Origin of the sequence: Pseudomonas ekonensis (assembly GCF_019145435.1) — a bacterium.
In the GTDB taxonomy this organism is placed as follows: domain Bacteria; phylum Pseudomonadota; class Gammaproteobacteria; order Pseudomonadales; family Pseudomonadaceae; genus Aquipseudomonas; species Aquipseudomonas ekonensis.
Genome location: NZ_JAHSTS010000001.1, coordinates 1665547 through 1683736, shown reverse-complemented (window position 1 = coordinate 1683736; position 18190 = coordinate 1665547). Strand labels below are relative to the sequence as shown.

The 18190-nt window shown below is 65.9% G+C and carries 22 protein-coding genes and 1 pseudogene; 13 read left to right on the top strand and 10 right to left on the bottom strand.

What is annotated here, in order from left to right; all coding sequences use genetic code 11:
* Positions 1-87 precede the first annotated feature (87 nt).
* A complete protein-coding gene (locus KVG96_RS07700; RefSeq protein ID WP_217891464.1) occupies positions 88-981 on the top strand; it encodes a DMT family transporter in 894 nt (297 codons plus the stop codon).
* A 3-nt stretch (positions 982-984) separates the two neighbouring features.
* Here KVG96_RS07700 and KVG96_RS07695 read toward each other — a convergent pair whose 3' ends face one another.
* Positions 985-1806, bottom strand: a complete 822-nt coding sequence (locus KVG96_RS07695) for an AraC family transcriptional regulator (protein ID WP_217891463.1) — start codon at positions 1804-1806, stop codon at positions 985-987.
* A gap of 133 nt (positions 1807-1939) precedes the next feature.
* Between KVG96_RS07695 and KVG96_RS07690 the strand changes: the two genes are divergently transcribed.
* Positions 1940-2452 (top strand): carboxymuconolactone decarboxylase family protein, encoded by a 513-nt coding sequence (locus tag KVG96_RS07690; RefSeq protein ID WP_085579881.1) that lies wholly within the window; start codon positions 1940-1942, stop codon positions 2450-2452.
* A 194-nt stretch (positions 2453-2646) separates the two neighbouring features.
* On the opposite strand, the gene KVG96_RS07685 is transcribed toward KVG96_RS07690, so the two are convergent.
* Complete coding sequence (locus KVG96_RS07685; protein ID WP_217891462.1) at positions 2647-4092, bottom strand: SulP family inorganic anion transporter; 1446 nt, start codon at positions 4090-4092, stop codon at positions 2647-2649.
* A gap of 139 nt (positions 4093-4231) precedes the next feature.
* On the opposite strand from KVG96_RS07685, the gene KVG96_RS07680 reads away from it, so the two are divergent.
* Positions 4232-4528: a DUF7693 family protein gene (locus tag KVG96_RS07680; RefSeq protein ID WP_217891461.1), complete on the top strand. Its 297-nt coding sequence runs from the start codon at positions 4232-4234 to the stop codon at positions 4526-4528.
* Between the two features lie 5 nt (positions 4529-4533).
* Here KVG96_RS07680 and KVG96_RS07675 read toward each other — a convergent pair whose 3' ends face one another.
* On the bottom strand, positions 4534-4992 hold the full coding sequence (locus KVG96_RS07675; RefSeq protein WP_217891460.1) for a GNAT family N-acetyltransferase: 459 nt from the start codon (positions 4990-4992) through the stop codon (positions 4534-4536).
* Positions 4993-5116: 124 nt separating this feature from the next.
* Between KVG96_RS07675 and KVG96_RS07670 the strand changes: the two genes are divergently transcribed.
* The gene (locus tag KVG96_RS07670; RefSeq protein ID WP_217891459.1) at positions 5117-5758 is read left to right on the top strand and encodes a TetR/AcrR family transcriptional regulator; all 642 of its coding nucleotides are present in this window, start codon (positions 5117-5119) and stop codon (positions 5756-5758) included.
* Positions 5759-5793: 35 nt separating this feature from the next.
* Here KVG96_RS07670 and KVG96_RS07665 read toward each other — a convergent pair whose 3' ends face one another.
* The 3 genes from KVG96_RS07665 to ggt form a co-directional block, all read right to left on the bottom strand.
* Positions 5794-6813 (bottom strand): lysozyme inhibitor LprI family protein, encoded by a 1020-nt coding sequence (locus tag KVG96_RS07665; protein WP_217891458.1) that lies wholly within the window; start codon positions 6811-6813, stop codon positions 5794-5796.
* 186 nt (positions 6814-6999) lie between these two features.
* Positions 7000-7533 carry a cysteine hydrolase family protein gene (locus KVG96_RS07660; RefSeq protein ID WP_217891457.1) on the bottom strand — a complete coding sequence of 178 codons (534 nt, stop codon included), beginning with the start codon at positions 7531-7533 and terminating at the stop codon, positions 7000-7002.
* Between the two features lie 68 nt (positions 7534-7601).
* Entirely contained in the window at positions 7602-9329 is a 1728-nt protein-coding gene (gene ggt / locus KVG96_RS07655) for a gamma-glutamyltransferase (RefSeq protein WP_217891456.1), read from the bottom strand.
* A gap of 288 nt (positions 9330-9617) precedes the next feature.
* Here ggt and KVG96_RS07650 point away from each other — a divergent pair, with 288 nt between their 5' ends.
* Complete coding sequence (locus tag KVG96_RS07650; protein WP_217891455.1) at positions 9618-10133, top strand: methylated-DNA--[protein]-cysteine S-methyltransferase; 516 nt, start codon at positions 9618-9620, stop codon at positions 10131-10133.
* A 21-nt stretch (positions 10134-10154) separates the two neighbouring features.
* Here the strand turns inward: KVG96_RS07650 and KVG96_RS07645 are convergent, their stop codons facing one another.
* From KVG96_RS07645 to KVG96_RS07635, 3 genes and pseudogenes are all read right to left on the bottom strand, one after another.
* Positions 10155-10745, bottom strand: coding sequence for an NUDIX domain-containing protein (locus KVG96_RS07645; RefSeq protein WP_217891454.1), 591 nt, complete (start codon positions 10743-10745; stop codon positions 10155-10157).
* A gap of 165 nt (positions 10746-10910) precedes the next feature.
* A pseudogene (locus tag KVG96_RS07640) lies at positions 10911-11912 on the bottom strand (chitinase); the annotation flags it as partial.
* A gap of 40 nt (positions 11913-11952) precedes the next feature.
* Positions 11953-12588 carry a lytic polysaccharide monooxygenase auxiliary activity family 9 protein gene (locus KVG96_RS07635; protein ID WP_085580105.1) on the bottom strand — a complete coding sequence of 212 codons (636 nt, stop codon included), beginning with the start codon at positions 12586-12588 and terminating at the stop codon, positions 11953-11955.
* 317 nt (positions 12589-12905) lie between these two features.
* Here KVG96_RS07635 and KVG96_RS07630 point away from each other — a divergent pair, with 317 nt between their 5' ends.
* Complete coding sequence (locus tag KVG96_RS07630) at positions 12906-13331, top strand: GNAT family N-acetyltransferase (RefSeq protein ID WP_217891452.1); 426 nt, start codon at positions 12906-12908, stop codon at positions 13329-13331.
* A gap of 97 nt (positions 13332-13428) precedes the next feature.
* On the opposite strand, the gene KVG96_RS07625 is transcribed toward KVG96_RS07630, so the two are convergent.
* Entirely contained in the window at positions 13429-13779 is a 351-nt protein-coding gene (locus KVG96_RS07625) for a hypothetical protein (RefSeq protein ID WP_217891451.1), read from the bottom strand.
* 146 nt (positions 13780-13925) lie between these two features.
* Here KVG96_RS07625 and KVG96_RS07620 point away from each other — a divergent pair, with 146 nt between their 5' ends.
* The 7 genes from KVG96_RS07620 (at position 13926) to KVG96_RS07590 (ending at position 18188) form a co-directional block, all read left to right on the top strand.
* Entirely contained in the window at positions 13926-14630 is a 705-nt protein-coding gene (locus KVG96_RS07620; protein WP_217891450.1) for a YoaK family protein, read from the top strand.
* Positions 14631-14716: 86 nt separating this feature from the next.
* Entirely contained in the window at positions 14717-15109 is a 393-nt protein-coding gene (gene tusD, locus KVG96_RS07615; RefSeq protein WP_217892452.1) for a sulfurtransferase complex subunit TusD, read from the top strand.
* A gap of 1 nt (position 15110) precedes the next feature.
* Complete coding sequence (gene tusC / locus KVG96_RS07610) at positions 15111-15467, top strand: sulfurtransferase complex subunit TusC (RefSeq protein WP_217891449.1); 357 nt, start codon at positions 15111-15113, stop codon at positions 15465-15467.
* Positions 15467-15760, top strand: a complete 294-nt coding sequence (gene tusB / locus KVG96_RS07605; protein ID WP_217891448.1) for a sulfurtransferase complex subunit TusB — start codon at positions 15467-15469, stop codon at positions 15758-15760. Before tusC ends, tusB begins: the two co-directional genes overlap by 1 nt.
* Positions 15757-16092 (top strand): TusE/DsrC/DsvC family sulfur relay protein, encoded by a 336-nt coding sequence (locus KVG96_RS07600; RefSeq protein WP_217891447.1) that lies wholly within the window; start codon positions 15757-15759, stop codon positions 16090-16092. The genes tusB and KVG96_RS07600 overlap by 4 nt, the downstream gene beginning before the upstream one ends.
* Positions 16089-17090, top strand: a complete 1002-nt coding sequence (locus tag KVG96_RS07595) for a glycosyl transferase family protein (protein WP_217891446.1) — start codon at positions 16089-16091, stop codon at positions 17088-17090. Before KVG96_RS07600 ends, KVG96_RS07595 begins: the two co-directional genes overlap by 4 nt.
* Before the next feature lie 90 nt (positions 17091-17180).
* Positions 17181-18188, top strand: a complete 1008-nt coding sequence (locus KVG96_RS07590; RefSeq protein WP_217891445.1) for a glutathione S-transferase family protein — start codon at positions 17181-17183, stop codon at positions 18186-18188.
* Positions 18189-18190 lie beyond the last annotated feature (2 nt).

The window sequence follows — 18190 nt, the reverse complement described above, 5'->3', positions numbered from 1 at the left end:
GGTGTATCCATGACAATTCTTTGATTGTCTTGATTCTCGGCCATAGGATTCGACGCAGGCAACCCCCAACCTTGAGCGCGACCCCGTATGGAACGAACATCGAACCTGCCCCACACTGCCCTGGAGAAGACCAGCGGCTGGATCAACGGATTCATTGGCGTGGTGATCTTCAGCGGCTCATTGCCGGCCACCCGGCTGGCGGTGCTGGAATTCGACCCGGTGTTCCTCACCGTGGCCCGCGCCACCCTCGCCGGTCTGCTCGGGCTGTGCCTGCTGTGGTTGTTCCGCGAGCGACGCCCGGCGCGCGACCAGTGGTGGCCGCTGGTGATCGTGGCGCTGGGCGTGGTGCTCGGGTTTCCGCTGCTCACGGCGCTCGCCCTGCAATACGTGACGTCGGCCCATTCGATCGTGTTTGTCGGCTTGCTGCCGCTGGCCACGGCGGTGTTCGGCGTGCTGCGCGGCGGCGAGCGGCCGAGGCCGGTGTTCTGGATTTTCTCGTTGCTGGGCAGTGCGCTGGTGGTCGGTTTCGCGCTGGCACAGGGCTTGAGCGCTTCGCCCACCGGCGACCTGCTGATGCTGGCGGCCATCCTGGCCTGCGGGCTGGGTTACGCCGAAGGCGCGAAACTGTCACGCACCCTTGGCGGCTGGCAGGTGATCTGCTGGGCACTCGTGCTGGCGCTGCCGGCGATGGCGGCGCTGAGCCTGTGGCGGATGCCCGTCTCGTTCTCCGGCATCAGCGCCACGGCCTGGACGTGTCTGGCCTACGTGTCGCTGTTCAGCATGCTGATCGGTTTTGTGTTCTGGTACCGCGGGCTGGCCCAGGGCGGGATCGCCGCCGTCGGGCAATTGCAGTTGCTGCAGCCGTTCTTCGGCCTGGCGCTGGCCGCGACGCTGGTGCATGAACAGGTCAGCCTGGGCATGCTGGCCGTGACGCTGGGGGTGATCCTGTGCGTGGCCGGAGCGAAGAAATTCGCCCGCTAGCCCTCAACGGGCCTCGGCCTTCCATTGCCGCGGGCTTTGCCCGGTCTTGCGCCGGAACGCCCGGGCCAGCGCCGACGGACTGTCGTAGCCGACCTCTTCGGCGATCAGCGCAATCGGCCGGCCCTCGCGCAGGCGCTTCTGCGCCAGGCTGATCCGCCAGCTCAACAGATAATCCAGCGGCGTTTGCCCCACCACCCGGCGAAAGTGCTCGGCGAACCCGGCGCGGGACTGGTTGGCGGCCGCCGCCAGCTCGGCCACGCTCCAGGCCCGGGCGGGCTCGTCGTGCATCAGCGCCAACGCCCGCGACAGCCTGGGATCGGCCAGCCCGGCCATCATCCCCGGTTGCTGGTCGCGCCGGCTGATGAGGTGGCGCAGCAGCAGGATCACCAGCAGTTCGAACAACCGGTCCATCACCGCTTCGCGCCCGCAGTGGCCGTCGAAGGCTTCCTTGAACAGCCACGCCAGCGTGCTGCCCAGCTCCGGGATGTCGGTGAGCTTCAGCACCAGATAGTCCGGCAAGGCCGACGCCAGCGCGTTGCCTGAGCCGCCGTCGAACGTCAGCGAGGCGCACACCAATTGCGTGCCCATCGATTCGTCGGCGAACAGTCGGTGGGCCAAGGGCCGGGGGAAAAAGATCAGAGTCGGTTCGTTGAGCGTCAGCTCAGGGTCGTTGCCGGGCTTGAGCAGCACCTCGCCGGCCTGCAGCAGGTGCACATGGCCGCACGCCTGTTCGCCGCCGTAGGCGCTGACGCCGCAGAACGCGCCGCTGTGGAACGTGCCGGCATTGACGCCGAAGTGGGTGAGCAAGGTGGAGAGGCGATCCATGACGACATTCTCGGCGACGGTTTTGGACGATCTGCCGCATATCCTCGACGATTTGCACCCAAACCACCAGCCGCGCTCCCTAACATGAGCTCCATCCCCGGTGCACTCCGCACCGGACATCCGGAGATTCATCATGAGCCGCATCACCCCGATCAGCCTCGACACCGCCGCCGACGCCACCCGCACCGTGCTGGAAGGCGTGCAGAAGAAAATCGGCTTCCTGCCAAATGTGTTCACGACCCTGGCCAAGGCGCCCGTGGCGCTGGACACCTACCTGCAAGCCTCCGCCATCCTGGGCAAGACCTCGCTCAGCGCCAAGGAAAAAGAAGCGGTGTACCTGGCCACCTCGCAGGTCAATGGCTGCGACTACTGCCTGAGCGCCCATACCCTGTTCGCCAGCAAGGCCGGTCTGTCGGCCGAGGACATCGCCCAGGCGCGCCACGGCCGGCTGAACGCCTTCGCCGCCCTCGCCCGCCAACTGACCGAGACCCGCGGCCAGCTGAGCGACGAACAGATCGCCGCCGCCCGCGCCGCCGGCATCGACGACAAGCAGATCATCGAAACGGTCGCCCTGGTCGCCGTGCAGACCCTGACCAACTACCTCAACAACGTGGCGCTGACCGACATCGACTTCCCGGCCATCTGAAACCTGCCTGCTCCCACAGTGGCTTGGGATGACCGCCGATCCTGCGAACATCCGTCATACCTGTGGGAGCGGGCTTGCCAGCGATAGCGGTCTGTCAGCCACCGAAGATATTGACTGTGCCGGCGCCATCGCTGGCTAGTCGAATCGTCGCACCGCAGCGGTGTCCGCAGACAGTGCCGCCCTCTCCCGCCTGCTCAACCGTGCTCCACCCCGGCGCGCTTGAGCAGTTTCTTGCAGCGCTCGGACAGGTGGAACACCTGCAGCTGCTTGCCGGCCTTGGCGTACCGCTCGCGCAGGGTCTTCAGCGCGGCGATGGCCGAGTAGTCGACAAAGCTCAGGTGCCGGCAATCCAGGGTCACCCGCTGCGGATCGCCGGCCGGGTCGAACTGGTTGAGGAACGGCGTGGTCGAGGCAAAGAACAGCGTGCCGTGAGGCCGGTAGAGCTTGCTGCCGTCGGCCTCCAGATGCGCATCGGCGTACAGTTCGCGGGCCTGTTGCCAGGCGAAGTTGAGCGCGGCGATGACGATGCCGCACAGCACGGCGGTGGCCAGATCCGTGAACACGGTGATGACCGTCACCGCCATGATCACCAGCACGTCGTTGAGCGGCACCTTGTTCACCACCCGCAAGGAGGCCCAGGCAAACGTCTGCTGCGACACCACGAACATCACCCCCACCAGCGCCGCCAGCGGAATGCGCTCGATCATCGGCGACAGGAACAGGATGAACAGCAGGATCGCCACCCCGGCCACCACGCCGGACACCCGCCCGCGCCCGCCGGAGCTGAGGTTGATCACGGTCTGGCCGATCATGGCGCAGCCGCCCATGCCGCCGAACGCGCCCGAAACCATGTTCGCCGCCCCCAGCGCCACGCATTCGCGGTCCGGGTAGCCGCGGGTCTCGGTGATTTCGTCGGTGAGGTTCAGGGTCAGCAGGGTTTCCAGCAGGCCGACCAGCGCCATCAGCACCGCGTACGGCGCAATGATGCGCAGGGTCTCCAGGTTCCACGGGATGTCCGGCAGCGCCAGCACCGGCAGGCCGCCGGCGATGTGCGCCATGTCGCCGAGGGTGCGGGTCGGCAGGCCCGACAGGTACACCAGCACCCCCACCCCGAGGATCGCCGCCAGCGCCGGCGGCACCGCACGGGTCAGGCGCGGCAGGAGGTAGACGATGGCCATGGTCAGCCCCACCAGCCCGGCCATCAGGTACAGCGGCGCGCCGCTGAGCCAGTGTTCGCCGTCCTTGAAATGCTCCAGCTGCGCCAACGCGATGATGATCGCCAGACCGTTGACGAAACCGAGCATCACCGGGTGCGGCACCATCCGCACCAGCTTGCCCAGGCGCAACAGCCCGAACGCCATCATCACCAGACCGCCGAGCAGCACCGTGGCCAGCAGGTACTGCACGCCGTGCTGCACCACCAGCGCGACGATCACCACCGCCATCGAACCGGCCGCCCCGGACACCATGCCCGGCCGCCCGCCGAACAGCGCGGTCAGCGTGCAGATGATGAACGCGCCGTACAGGCCCATCAGCGGATTGAGGTGGGCCACCAGCGCAAACGCAATGCATTCGGGCAACAGGGCGAACGAGGTGGTGAGTCCGGCCAGGACATCGGCGCGCAGACGTTTCGGTTTCATGGCTTACCTGATACGGGGTCGACGGAAAAAACAGGGCTGCGGATGTTACGCAAGTGTCCGCAGGCAAACCAGCGGGCACTGACAACGGCCGCCGGGCGCTCTAAGCTGGCGCGCCTGTTTCGTTGCCCGAGAGTCCGTCATGCCCAACCCGTTGAACGCCCGGGAAGTCTGCCAGCGCCTGCGCGATGCCGCGTTGGGCGTGTGTCCGTTGCGGCACACCGCCGATCCGTGCGGATCCGGCCGGATCACGGTCGATATCGACGGCTGGCGTCTGGCGCTGGACCTCGACGGGCGGCGCCTGCTGCATTGCCTCGACTGCCGCAGCGCAGATGGCCGGGTCTGGCGACTCGACGCCTCGCAGCGCTTCGGCACCGACCCGGTCAGCCTGCTGAGCACCTGGGAGCTGGCGCAGATCGAACGGCTGCTGGCCGAGTGACCGGTTCAGCCCTTGCGCAGATCGAGGTTGTAGGTGAAGTAACCGGTGTCGCGCACCCAGCCCAGCGACTCGTACAAGCCTTGGGCGGTGAAGTTGTCGGTGGCGGTTTCCAGCACCAGGCCTTTGGCCCCGGTCTGCACGGCGAAGTCCCGCGCGGTGTTCATCAGCAGCCGCCCCACGCCGCGGCCACGGGCGGCGGGCGTGGTGAACAGGTCGCTGAGCAGCCAGGTGCGGTGGGCGTCGATGGACGAGAACGACGGGTACAGCTGCACAAAGCCCAGCGCCTGGCCGTCGGCGGCCTGCGCGATGAAGATCGCCGATTCGCCGGCGGCCAGGCGCTCGGCGATGAACGCCCGCGACTGCGCCAGATCGGCCGGCTGGCCGTAGAAGCCGCGGTAGGCGTCGAACAGCGCGGCCACCGCATCGAGGTGAGAAGCATCGGCGCGCAAGGTGCGAAGGGTCATGTGGAGGTTTCCCGGATCGAGTGGATCGGCACAGCATAGCGTTGTCCGTCGAGTCTGCTGGCCTCATCGCTATATAGTTTTGTATATTGCGAACCCGAAACCGCCAGACTCCGCCGTGCCTTCCATGAGCAGCATCCGTCAACGCAACGAGCAACTGATCCTCGCCGCCGCCAGCGAAGCATTCGCCGCCAAGGGTTTCGACGCCACCCAGACCCGCGACATCGCCGCCCTCGCCGGCGTGCCCAAGGCCAACCTGTATTACTACTTCCAGACCAAGGAAAACCTCTACGCCAAGGTGCTGCTGGGTTTCGTCGAGCCGCTGCTGGAAGCCTCGGCGGTGCTGCGCGAGAGCGACGATCCGCTGATCGGCCTGCGGGCGTACGTGGCGGCGCGGATCCGCATCGCCCGCGAGCACCCGGCCATCGCCAGGGTGTTCAGCGGCGAACTGCTGCTCGGCGGCCCGCAGTTGCCGCACGAGTGCCGCGACCTGCTGCACGCCGAGGCGAGACGCAACGTCGAGTGCCTGCGCAGCTGGATCGACCGCGGCCTGCTGGCCCCGGTGGATCCCGAGCACCTGATGCTGTTCATCTGGTCGGCGACCCGCACCTACACCAACATCGGCTGGCAGATGGGATGCATCACCGGGCGCGAAGTGCCGCAGGATGAGGACTATGCCGCGGCGGCGGACACGGTCACGCGGCTGGTGCTGGGCGGCGTGGTGCGGGAGCCGGCGGCCCCTGCGCACCGGTTGATGTTCGCCACCTGAGGCGGCGGGCCCGCTGCGCGAGCCACAGGCTTGCGTTAAGGCATGCGGTCCAGCGGCAGGGTTCTGCCGCCCTGCATGCGCTCGTACCAGACTTGCACGGCAGCGGGCAGGCGATCTTTCCAGTCAGGGACGTTGGTGTAGTAACGGGCGCGGGACTCGCCCTGGGCATCGGGCACCAGCAATGCGATCCAGAAGCGGTTGTCGGCGGCACGCATCACGATGGCGGCGTTGACGTTGCCCAAACCGCGCACCCACAGTTCATCGACCTCGCTGCCCGGCACGTCGGCGGACGGATCGCCGATCACCATCGTCCCCGCGCTTTGCGCCAGCGCCTTGTAATCGCCCTTGAGCAGCGTGCGCAGTGTGTCGTCCTCCTGTTGCGTACGCACCAGGCCCAAGGCGAGCAGATCGTAGTCCAGCGCCAAGGGCGTTGGCGAAGCGACGTAGCGCCCGGCATAGAACACCCCCATCCCCGCCCCGCAGTCAGCGTCGTCACCCTGTTGCGCAACGTCCAGCACGCCGTTGATCGCCGTGAAGCTCAACGCGCAACCGCCCTCGGCGTAGTCCGCCCCCGAGGCGCGGCGTGCGGCGGTTCCCTCCAGGCTGCCTTCGTTGGCGCCGGCGGTGGCCTCCACGGTGAAGGCCACATGCGAATCGTCCCGAAGGGAGGTGTTCAGCTCTGCGCCTGAGGACACGCCTTCGGGAATCCGCTGCCACACTGCGTTCCAGCTGAACGGCTTGGCGGCGTATTCAAGTTCGGTGAGGCGCATGAGGTACTGCCGACGCAGGCAACCCAACGTTTCGCCGCAAAGGTCGCGGTTCTTCAGCCACGCTCGTTGATCCGCCCTTAGCGCCTTCGGGTCGGCGACCTTCGCCAGCGTCGTGCGCCACAGCGCGCTCAGCTTCTCATCAAGGGCGCAGGTGTACGGATCGGCGCAAAGGGTTTTCTCGACCGGCCCGGACGCCTTCGCGCAGTCGAAACCGGCGGCGTGGGACATCGGGGCAAACAAGAGACTGGCCAGCAGCCAGGCATGACGGGCATTGAACGCGGGCATCGACAGATTCCATTCCTGAGGCGCCGGCAGTATGCCGGGAGCGGCCGGTCGATGCCCGCACATTTCACCGCCGCCCCCTGTAGGAGCGAGCCTGCTCGCGAAGGCGTCATCCGTTTCAATGACCGCGGTGAATGACACAACGCCTCGCGAGCAGGCTCGCTCCTACAGGGAAGGCGGGGCGGCGGGTCAGAAGGTGATCTGCGCCGCCGGCGTGACGTCGATCCGCGCCACCGAGCCGCTCAGGTGGGCCAGGTCCTTGTTGTGTTCGGCGATGATGTCCTCGGCGCTCATGCTGCCGTTGTCCACGGTGGAGTGGGCGTCGGCCGCCAGCACCACGTCGTAGCCCAGTTGATGCGCCTGGCGCACGGTGGCGTTGACGCAGTAATCGGTCTGCAGGCCGCCGATCACCAACCGGTCGAAGTCTTCCTTGGGGATCAGCTTCTGCAGCGGTGTCTGATAGAACGAGTCCGGGGTGGTCTTGCGCACGTACAGGTCGCCCGGCGCGGTCTCCAGGCCGTCCGCCAGTTGCCAGCCGTCGCTGCCGTGGGCCAGCAGGTCGCCCTCTTCTTCGTGCTGGATGAACACCACCGGCACGCCGGCCTGGCGGGCGCGGGCGCTGAGGCGGTTGAGGGTGTCGATGACGCGGTGGATGTCGTAGCACTCGTATTGGCCCGAGCACAGGGCGCGTTGGACGTCGATGATCAGCAATGCGGTGGACATGGCAGGCCTTCCTTGATCGGTCCGTGAGACAGGGGCGGACAAACGCCCGCCCCTCTTTTTTACGCGCGTCAGTAACCCAATGACAACCCGGTGTTGCGCCGCGGGTCGTTGGCGCCGTAGAAGCGGTTCTTGCCCACCGGCTTGCCGCCCAGGGACGGCGCGCCGACGAGGATCGCCGCGATGTGGTTGGGGTCCTGCGGGCCTGCGAACTTGTGGCCCCAGCTTTCGAGGATCTTCTTGGTGTCGGGGCTGGCGGCGAAGTCTTCGAGGTTGGTCTGCTCCGGCATCCACTGCTGGTGGAAGCGCGGCGCATCGACCGCTTCCTGCAGGCCCATGCCGTAGTCGATGACGTTGAGCATGGTCAGCAGCGTTGCGGTGATGATCCGGCTGCCGCCCGGCGTGCCGACCACCATCACCACCTTGCCGTCCTTGGTGACGATGGTCGGGCTCATCGACGACAGCGGCGCCTTGCCGGGCGCGATGGCGTTGGCCTCGCCCTGCACCAGGCCGTACATGTTCGGCACGCCGACCTTGGAGGTGAAGTCGTCCATCTCGTCGTTGAGGATCACCCCGGTCTTGCTGGCCATCACGCCGGCGCCGAACCAGTCGTTGAGGGTGTAGGTCACCGACACGGCGTTGCCCCACTGGTCGACGATCGAATAGTGGGTGGTGTTGCTGCCCTCATGGGGCGCAACGCCCGGCTTGAGTTCGGCGGACACGCCGGCCTTCTGCGGCGCGATGGCTTCACGCAGCTTGGTCGCGTAGTGCTTGTCCAGCAGGTGCTCGATGGGGTTCTTCACGAAGTCCGGATCGCCCAGGTAACTGTTGCGGTCCACGTAGGCGTGGCGCATGGCTTCGATCTGGTAGTGCATGCCCTGGGCCGAACGGAAGCCCAGGTCCTTCATCGGATAGCCTTCGAGAATGTTCATGATCTGGCAGATCACCACCCCGCCGGAGCTGGGCGGCGGCGCCGAGACCACGTGGTAGCCGCGGTAGTCGCACTCCACCGGCGCCAGTTCGCGGGTCTTGTACTTGTCCAGGTCGGCCTGGGTGATGATGCCTTTGTTGGCCTGGCTTGAGGTGACGATGGCGTCGGCCACCCAGCCCTTGTAGAAACCGTCGGCGCCTTTTTCGGAAATGGTGCGCAGGGTCTTGCCCAGGTCCTTTTGCACCAGTTTCTGCCCGACCTGCATCGGCTCGCCGTTGCTGAGGAAGATCGCGCCGGAGTCGCGCATGTCCTTCTTGAACACGTCGGTGGCGTACTCCAGCAGATCGACGTCGCCCTGCTCCAGCACGAACCCGTCCTCGGCCAGCCTGATGGCCGGGGCAATCATCTCATTGCGCGGTTTGGTGCCGTACTTCTTCAGCGCCAGCTCCATGCCCGACACCGTGCCCGGCACGCCGACCGCCAGATGGCCGCGGGTGCTCAGGTCCGGGATGACGTTGCCGTCCTTGTCCAGGTACATGTTCGCGGTGGCGGCCAGGGGGGCCTTTTCCCGGAAATCGAGGAAGGTCTTGCGCCCGTCCGCCAGCTGAATGGTCATGAAACCGCCGCCGCCCAGGTTGCCCGCCGCGGGGTAGACCACCGCCAGCGCGTAACCGACGGCGACCGCCGCATCCACCGCATTGCCGCCGTTCTTCAGCACATCGACGCCCACGTGGGTGGCCAGGTGCTGGGCGGTGACCACCATGCCGTTCTCCGCCGCCACCGGGGCCACCGAAGCGGCATGGGCCGTGAGACAGGCCAGGGTCAGGGAGGTCGCGATCAGGGTCTTGGCAAAAGGTTCGTACTTCATGGGTCGGTCCTTTCTTGTTATTAGGCTCTGTGCGAAAAGCCTTGATACTCGGTGATGCTGCGTTGAAAACAGCCTCGGAATGCTCATTTACAACCCGTAAACTCCGCTTCCTCGGCTGTTTTCGCCTTGCCTGACCTTCGTCTCAAGACTTTTCACACAGACCCTGGGTTCTTCGGGAAAGCAGGGAGAAGCGCTGCAAGAGCCAGTATGGCCGCGATTGCGATTTGCGCCTCCCGGAACACGCCGTATGCTGTGCGCTGTTCCCGCCCCTGTCCGGAGTCCGTCGCCATGGCCTACACGTTCATCACCCTGCCCTCGCCGGTGGGCGAACTGAAGCTGGTCGCGAACGGCCAGCGACTGGCGGCCATCCTCTGGGAAAACGACAAGCCCGGCCGGGTGCGCCTGGGGCCGATGGTCGAGGCGCCGGACAACCCGGTGCTGCTCAGGGCCGCGCAGCAGCTGCAGGAATATTTTGCCGGCACCCGGAACCGCTTCGAGCTGGAGCTGGATTTCGCCGGCACCGACTTCCAGAAAAGGGTCTGGGCGGCGCTGCTGACCATCCCCTTCGGCGAGACCCGCACCTACAGCCAGATCGCCGAGCAGATCGGCCACCCCAGCGCGGTGCGGGCAGTGGGCGCGGCGAACGGGCGCAATCCGATCTCGATCGTTGCGCCGTGCCATCGGGTGATCGGCGCGTCGGGCAAGCTGACGGGGTTCGCCGGGGGGCTTGAAGCCAAGGAGCGGCTATTGAGACTGGAAGGTTGCCGGTGGGCCGAGGTCGGTCGGACGGGGGAGCTGTTCTGATCGTCTCCCCCGCCACACGCCTCACACGGCAAAGAGGTTGTTCATCGCCGCATACTGCAACAGCATGATGGTCTTGGCATCGCAGATCTCGCCGCGCCGGAAGGCCTCCAGCGCATCATCGAAACGCCACTCCAGCACCTCCAGCTCTTCGGTCTCCTCCTCCAGGCCGCCGCCGGCGCCGACCTTCGACGACGCGTCGTACTCGGCGACGAAAAAGTGCAGCTTCTCGGTCACCGAACCCGGGCTCATGTAGGACTCGAACACCTTCCTCACGTCATGCACGCGGTAGCCGGTTTCCTCTTCGGCTTCGGCCCGGATGCGTTGCTCGGGGTCGGCGCCCTCAAGCAGCCCGGCGGCCACTTCGATCAGCAGCCCGTCATGGCCGTTGACGAACACCGGCAGACGGAACTGCCGGGTCAGCACCACCGTGCGCTTCTCGCGGTTGAACAGCAGGATCGCGGCACCGTTGCCGCGGTCGTAGACCTCACGGGTCTGACGCTGCCAGTCGCCGCTGTTGCGCCGGTAGTCGAAGGTGATTTTCTTGAGCAGATACCAATCGTGGGACAGCACCTGCGTATCGATGAATTTGACCCGTTCGGCCGTGTTGGACATGACGCCTGACCCTTGTGTCCTTGAGGGACGCCCATGGTAGGCGAAAAGACGTTGCCCACGGACGAAAAAAAGCCCGGCAGCGCTACCGGGCTTTCTGTTCGCTTACTGCTGTTGGCCGATGTCGACCGTCATGTCGTCCGACGCGTGCTCAGACAACTTGGCGCCGTGGATCAGCGGCCCGTAACGGCGGCTGAATTCCCAGTTGTACGGCACCCGGTCCTTGCTGATGCCGTTGTCCCAGTTCACCGACCAGGTCATCAGCCCCTTGATCGGATGCCCTTTGATGGCCAGCCGCTTCATGGCGTTGCCCACCGCGGTCTTGTCGATCACGTAGCCGGTGGCGGCGGCATCGACGTTGGCCGGCAGGCCGATGACGAACTTGTCCGCCGCGATCTTGGTGAACCCGCGGGTGCCGGTCACCAGGCTTTCGGTCAGGTAATAAAGGAAGTCCTCCTTCATCGCGTCGTTGTTCTGCGCGATCCACGCGCCGTTGCCGTTGTTGGCCTCCGGCACCCAGACCCCGTCGCCGCCCTGGTTGTAGAACTGCGGAGCGATGAAGTCGTAGTAGCCTTCCAGCGCCTGCAGGTAGCCGACGTACTTGCCGTTGGCGGTCAGGTACGGAAACTCCGGCGCCATGCTGATGATGAAGTGCTTGCCTTGGCCTGCGTAGTGGTCCTTGACCAGTTTCAGCGCCGCCGGCAGGACGGTCTTGTTGGCGGCGAAATCAATCGCGCTCTGTTCAAGATCGATGTCCAGCCCGTCGAAGCCGTAGGTTTCCACCAGACGGATGATCTCGTTGGCCAGCGGCTGTTCCTGGCCGGCGCGCAACTCGATGTGCGCATCGGCGCCGCCCAGGGAGATCAGCACCGCCCGCCCCTGGCTGTTGAGCACGCCGACCTGGCGGCGGAACTCGGCGTCGGAGACGTTGTAGGGCTTGAAGGTCGGGATGCCGTTGCCCTTCATGAAGGCCACGGCGACCACGTTGTACTCTTTGGGTACGTTTTCCAGTGCGATGTTGGCGAACTGCCCTTGCCGGTAGCCGTCGCTCGGCCCCGCCGGCCAGTTGTGCCAGAAGCCCATGAGGATCTTCTTGCCGGCGATGCTCGGCATCAGCGACGCCGCGTCGCCTGCCTGGTTGTGCAACAGGGTGAAGTCAATGTTCGACATGTTCTAATCCTTCAGAACGTGTGGGTCGGTTGGCGCGGACTTATTTGAAGTCGACGTCGAAGGCCTGATAGAAGGCGTTGCCGGTGTTGGCGACGATCCACATCAGGACGATCACGTGACGCCCCTTCTTGTTGGCCGGCAGTTTCACCGAATGGTTGACCTTGGCCTTCAGTTCGCCCGCATGACTGTAGTACGGAACCTGAGGGTAGAAGTCCTCGAAGAACGGTTGCGCCTCCAGTTGCGCACGGGTGATGCGGGTCTTCGGATCCCAGCCGTCCTTGGTGATCAGCCAACGGTAGCCGCGGGTGGTGTGCGGGGCGGTGTACTCCCATTTGATGTCCAGGGTCTGGCCCGGCGTGACGTTGAGCAGCGGCCAGGTGAACGGGCGACCGAGCTTCTTGCTCATTTCCTCGTCGGTGAAGTTCACGCAGTCGCGGGCGTCGTCCTTGCCGCCGCTGAGGATGTAGCCGTCGGCCGGCGGCACGACGCTCGGGTTGTCCGTGCCGAACGGCGCGGGGAACGGGCCCGCCGCCAAAGCCGGGAAGTTCTTGCCGCCTTCCATTTCGTTGACCTGCCAGCCGCCCAGCAGACCTTGTTCGATGGCCACCGAGCCACGGCTGGCCGGAGAGGTGACGCGACCGTGTCGCAGTTGGGTTTCAGGGGTTGCTTGATTCATGTTGTTCACTCCATTGATTTAAGAACTCTCCTTCCCGAGGAGAGGCCTTCAAGCTAACGGAGGGGGATTTTTTGTCCATCGGCGGATTTGTCGCAGTGGGCGGCCTTACGCCAGCGACCGCCAATGAATACTGGATGGATATACAGTACCCTAAGTAAGCGCGTACTCATCCTGTAGCAAAAAACCTACACGCCAAAGGCATGAAAACCGGCATCTGCGGATCAGGGCACCCGGGACGGCGGAAGGCCGGCCGGGGGGATGGATCAATGGCGAACGCCGGGTTAGGCTGCGCCTTCGTTGCCAAAAGGACGTTGCACATGAACCTGCGAATCGAGCTGTCGCACACCAATACGGAAGAAGAACGCCTGGCCATCCTGGCGCCGCTGCACGCCTACAACGTCGCCCAGGCCGGCATCGCGCCCTCCACCCCCCTCACCCTGCTGGTGCGCGACGACAGCGGCGCGATCCTCGGCGGACTGTATGGCCGTTTTGTCTGTGAGTGGCTGTTCGTCGACCTGCTGTCGGTGCCTGAAGCAGGCCGGGGCCAGGGCATCGGCTCCAGGCTGATGGGCATGGCCGAGGAGCTGGCGCGGGAGAAAGGCTGCTTCGGGATCTGGCTCGACACCTTCGATTTTCAGGCGCCGGTGTTCTACCGAAAACTTGGCTACAGCGAGTTCGGTGAACTGGCGGACTATCCGCCGGGGCACAAGCGGCTGTTCTTTCAGAAGCGGTTGAAGGACTGAACCGGCAGTCTGGCTCCCACAGGGATCGGTGCGTGGCACAGATCCATTGTGGGGCTCGCCCGCGAGGTGGCCGGAACTGTCACCGCCTCAACCCGATCTACAGGCAGGTCGCCAACGCCGCCAACCGGCGCTTGGCGACGAAGTCGTCCTTCTGCGCGTAGTACTTGAGCGTGGTGCCGGACGCGCCGCTGACCACATCGACAAACGATTCCGCCGAGCGGGTGTACACCGTCGTGCCGCCCTGCTTGCCCGGCTCCAGGTACGCCGCCGCGTCCACGCCGAACACCGCTTCGTCCTGCCAGGAGAACTGCACGCACTGCGCCACGTCCTTGCCGGGCTTTTCCGAGGTCAGGGTCTTGTAAGGGGTTCGGGTGCGGGCGTCTTCCATCACCGATCCCGCGCAACCGGCCAGCAAGGTCGCCGCCAGCGCCACCGTCAGCATTCGCATTGCATTCGCTCATTCAAAAAAGAACGGACTGTATCACTGCCCGGCAAGGTTTCGTTCAGCTTTACCGCATCGGGCGGCGCGACAACCCTCGCGCTATGGAGTAAAACCGTGTTTTCCCACCCAGGAACCCGGCCAGGAACCCGCCCATGCTGCCGTCCGCCACCACCCACCGCGCCACGCCCGGCCACCTGCACACCCAGAAATGGCGCGGCCGCGTCGGCCTCACGCTGGTCGCCTGCCTGTCGGTGCTGGCCGGCATGACCGACGCCATCGGCTTCATGGCCAGCGGCGACTTCGTCTCGTTCATGAGCGGCAACACGACCCGCCTGGCGGTGGCGATCAGCGACGGCGACCTGGGCCTGACCCTGCGCCTGTCGATCCTGGTCGCCACGTTCGTCCTCGGCAATGCCCTCGGCGTCATCGTCAGCCGGCTGAGCGGGCGCCGGGCGCTGCCGTTGCTGCTGTGCATCGCCGCGCTGCTGTGCGCCGCCGCGGCCTGGCCGTTCGAGCAGCAACTGCCGGCCCTGTTGGCGGCGATCACCGCCATGGGCATGCTCAATGCCTGCGTCGAGGAAGTGAACGGGCTGCCGGTGGGGCTGACCTACGTCACCGGGGCCCTGTCACGGTTCGGCCGGGGACTGGGCCGCTGGCTGCTGGGCGAGCGACGCAACGGCTGGCGGGTGCAACTGGTGCCCTGGACTGGCATGTTCGTCGGCGCGGTCATCGGTGCGCTGCTGGAGCGCCATCTGGGCCTTCAGGCCCTGTTTTTCAGCGCATTGCTGGCCGGCGTGCTCGGGGTGGTGGCCCTGAAGATCCCCCGCCGCTGGCAACTGGGCTACATGCCGCGCTGACACTCGCGGCGCATGCGGCAACATCCGCTTCGCCGCCCCGGCGAGAAAGCTTTATCATGGCCGCAGTTTCGCTGATCGAGTCCGTCATGAAGTTCGCCATCGCGCTGTTTTCCGCCGCCCATGCGCCCTCCTCGCGCCGTGCCCTGCTGTTCGCCCAGGCGGCGCTGGCCGGCGGGCATGAGATCGTCCGGCTGTTTTTCTACCAGGACGGCGTGCACAACGCCTCGGACAGCGTGGTCACCCCGCAGGACGAACAAGACCTGCCCAAGCAATGGCGCGCCTTCATCACCGAACAGCGGCTGGACGGCGTGGTGTGCATCGCCGCCGCCCTGCGCCGTGGCGTGCTGAACGCCGAAGAGGCCGGCCGCTACCAGCGTGACGCCGTGGCCGTCAGTGCGCCGTGGGAGCTGTCCGGGCTGGGCCAACTGCACGATGCGGTGCAGGACGCCGACCGTCTGATCTGCTTCGGAGGCGCGTGACATGGCCAAATCCCTGTTGATCATCAGCCGTCAGTCGCCGTGGTCCGGCCCCGGCGCCCGCGAGGCGCTGGACATCGTGCTGGCCGGCGGCGCGTTCGATCTGCCGGTCGGCCTGCTGTTCCTCGACGACGGCGTGCTGCAACTGGCCGCCGGGCAGAACGCCAGGGCCTTGCAGCAGAAGGACCTGAGCGCCAACTTGCAGGCGTTGCCGATGTTCGGCGTCGAAGAGCTGTTCTACTGCGCCGACAGCGCCGCCCTGCGCGGCCTCGGCGATCTGTCGCTGGACGAGGCGCAGCCCTTGGCCGCCGACCGCATCACCGCCCTCATTGACCGTTACGACCAGGTGATCACGCTCTGATGTCGACTTTGCATGTGTTGTCCCATTCCCCGTTCGGCGACGAACGCCTGAGCAGTTGCCTGCGTCTGCTGGGCAGCGCCGACGCCCTGCTGCTGTGCGGCGACGCCGCCTATGCCCTGCAACCCGGCACCGCGCCGTTCGCTGCGCTCCAGGCCCGCCGCGCCAGGCCGTACGTACTGGCCGAAGATGCCCAGGCCCGTGGGCTGGCGGTTCCGGACTGGGCCGAAGCCATCGACTACCCGGCCTTCGTCGAACTGTCGGTGCGCCACGACAAGGTCAACACCTGGCTATGAAGACCCTGACCGTCGGCGCCCGCGCCATCGAACTGGACAAGGACGGCTTCCTGGTGGACCTGGGCGACTGGTCGGCCGAAGTCGCCGCTGCCCTCGCCGCCGCCGAGGACATCGAACTGACCCCCGACCACTGGGAAGTCCTTGAGCTGCTGCGCGCCTTTTACGCGGAGTTCGAGCTGTCCCCGGCCACCCGGCCGCTGATCAAGTACACCGCCCTGAAGCTGGGCCCGGACAAGGGCAACAGCCTGCACCTGAACCGCCTGTTCAAAGGCACCCCCGCCAAGCTCGCCGCGAAACTGGCGGGCCTGCCCAAACCGACGAATTGCCTATGACCGACTTTCCAGCGTTGACCCTCGAAACGCCCGCCGAGCATCCGTTCGCCCAATTCGTGCGGATCCTGGGCAAAGGCAAGCGCGGCGCCCGCGACCTGACCCGCGCCGAGGCCCGCGAGGCCATGGGCATGGTGCTGGACGGCAAGGTCGAGGACACCCAGCTCGGCGCCTTCCTGATGCTCTTGCGGCACAAAGAGGAAAGCGCCGAGGAGATGGCCGGCTTCACCGAGGCCCTGCGCGAACGCTTGCAGGCCCCGACGCTGAGCGTCGACCTGGACTGGCCGACCTATGCCGGGAAAAAACGCCACCTGCCGTGGTACCTGCTGGCCGCCAAGTGCCTGGCGCAGAACGGCGTGCGCATCTTCATGCACGGCGGCGGCGCCCACACCGCCGGGCGCCTGTACAGCGAACAGCTGCTGGGCGAACTGAACATTCCATTGTGCCGCGACTGGCAACAGGTCGGCTCGGCGCTGGACAACGGCGGCCTGGCGTTCATGCCGCTGGTGGACTGGGCCGCGCCGTTGCAGAAGATGATCGACTTGCGCAACACCCTGGGCCTGCGTTCGCCGATCCACTCGCTGGCGCGGATCCTCAACCCGCTGGGCGCCCGCTGCGGCCTGCAAAGTATCTTCCACCCCGGCTATCAGGCGGTGCACCGCGAAGCCAGCGGCCTGCTCGGCGACACGGCCATCGTGATCAAGGGCGACGGCGGCGAAATCGAGATCAACCCGGACGCCGACAGTCACCTGTACGGCACGGCCGGCGGCGCAAGCTGGGACGAAGAATGGCCGCGTTTGTCGGCCCAACGCCACGTCAAACCGGCTTCGCTGGAGACCCGCCAATTGAAGGCGGTCTGGCGCGGCGAGTCGGACGACAGCTACGCCCACATGGCCCTGTTGTCGACCATGGCACTCGCCCTCCGAGGGCTGGGCCAGAGCCGTGAGCAAGCTTTCGAAACCGCCGAGCGATTCTGGGCCGCACGGAACAAATCGATTTAATCGATCATAGCTGCCCGATCTTTGCGCTTTTTGTTCGAACCCATCGGAATAGACTCCACTCCAACGATCATTGGTTTCGGAGTCTTGAACATGGGTTTACTGGTGGATGGCCGCTGGCAGGACAAATGGTACGAAAGCGACAAGGACGGCGCCTTCCGGCGCGAACAGGCGCAACGCCGCCACTGGGTCACCCGCGACGGCCGCCCCGGCCCCAGCGGTGAAGGCGGGTTTGCCGCCGAGGCCGGGCGCTACCACCTCTATGTGTCGCTGGCCTGCCCGTGGGCCCACCGCACGCTAATCCTGCGCAAGCTCAAGGGCCTGGAAAGCCTGATCGACGTCTCGGTGGTCAGTTGGCTGATGCTGGAGAACGGCTGGACGTTCGACACGGCGCTGGGCTCCACGGGCGACCGCCTCGACGGCTTCGACTTCATGCATCAGCGCTACACCGCAGACACCCCCGACTACACCGGCCGCGTCACCGTGCCGGTGCTGTGGGACAAACGGCTCAAGCGCATCGTCAGCAACGAATCGGCGGAGATCATCCGCATGTTCAACAGCGCGTTCGACGGCTTGACCGGCAACGGCCTGGACTTCTACCCGGCGCCCCTGCGCAGTGAAATCGATGGGCTGAACGAGCGGATCTACCCGGCGGTCAACAACGGCGTGTACCGCGCCGGCTTCGCCACCTCGCAGCAGGCCTATGAAGCGGCGTTCGACGATGTGTTCGCCGAACTGGATCACCTGGAAGGATGGCTCGGCGCCAACCGCTACCTGGCGGGCGAATTCCTCACCGAAGCGGACATCCGCCTGTTCACCACCCTGATCCGCTTCGACGCGGTGTACCACGGCCACTTCAAGTGCAACCTGCGGCGGATCGCCGATTATCCGAACCTGTCGAACTGGCTGCGCGAACTGTACCAGTGGCCGGGCATCGCCGAGACGGTGGACTTCCAGCACATCAAGCACCACTACTACGCCAGCCACAAGACCATCAACCCGACCGGGGTCGTGCCGAAAGGGCCGGAGCAGGATTTCAGCGCGGCCCATGACCGGGCGCGGCTGAGCGGGAAAGGGATCTGGAATCAGGGCAGCGTTTGAGG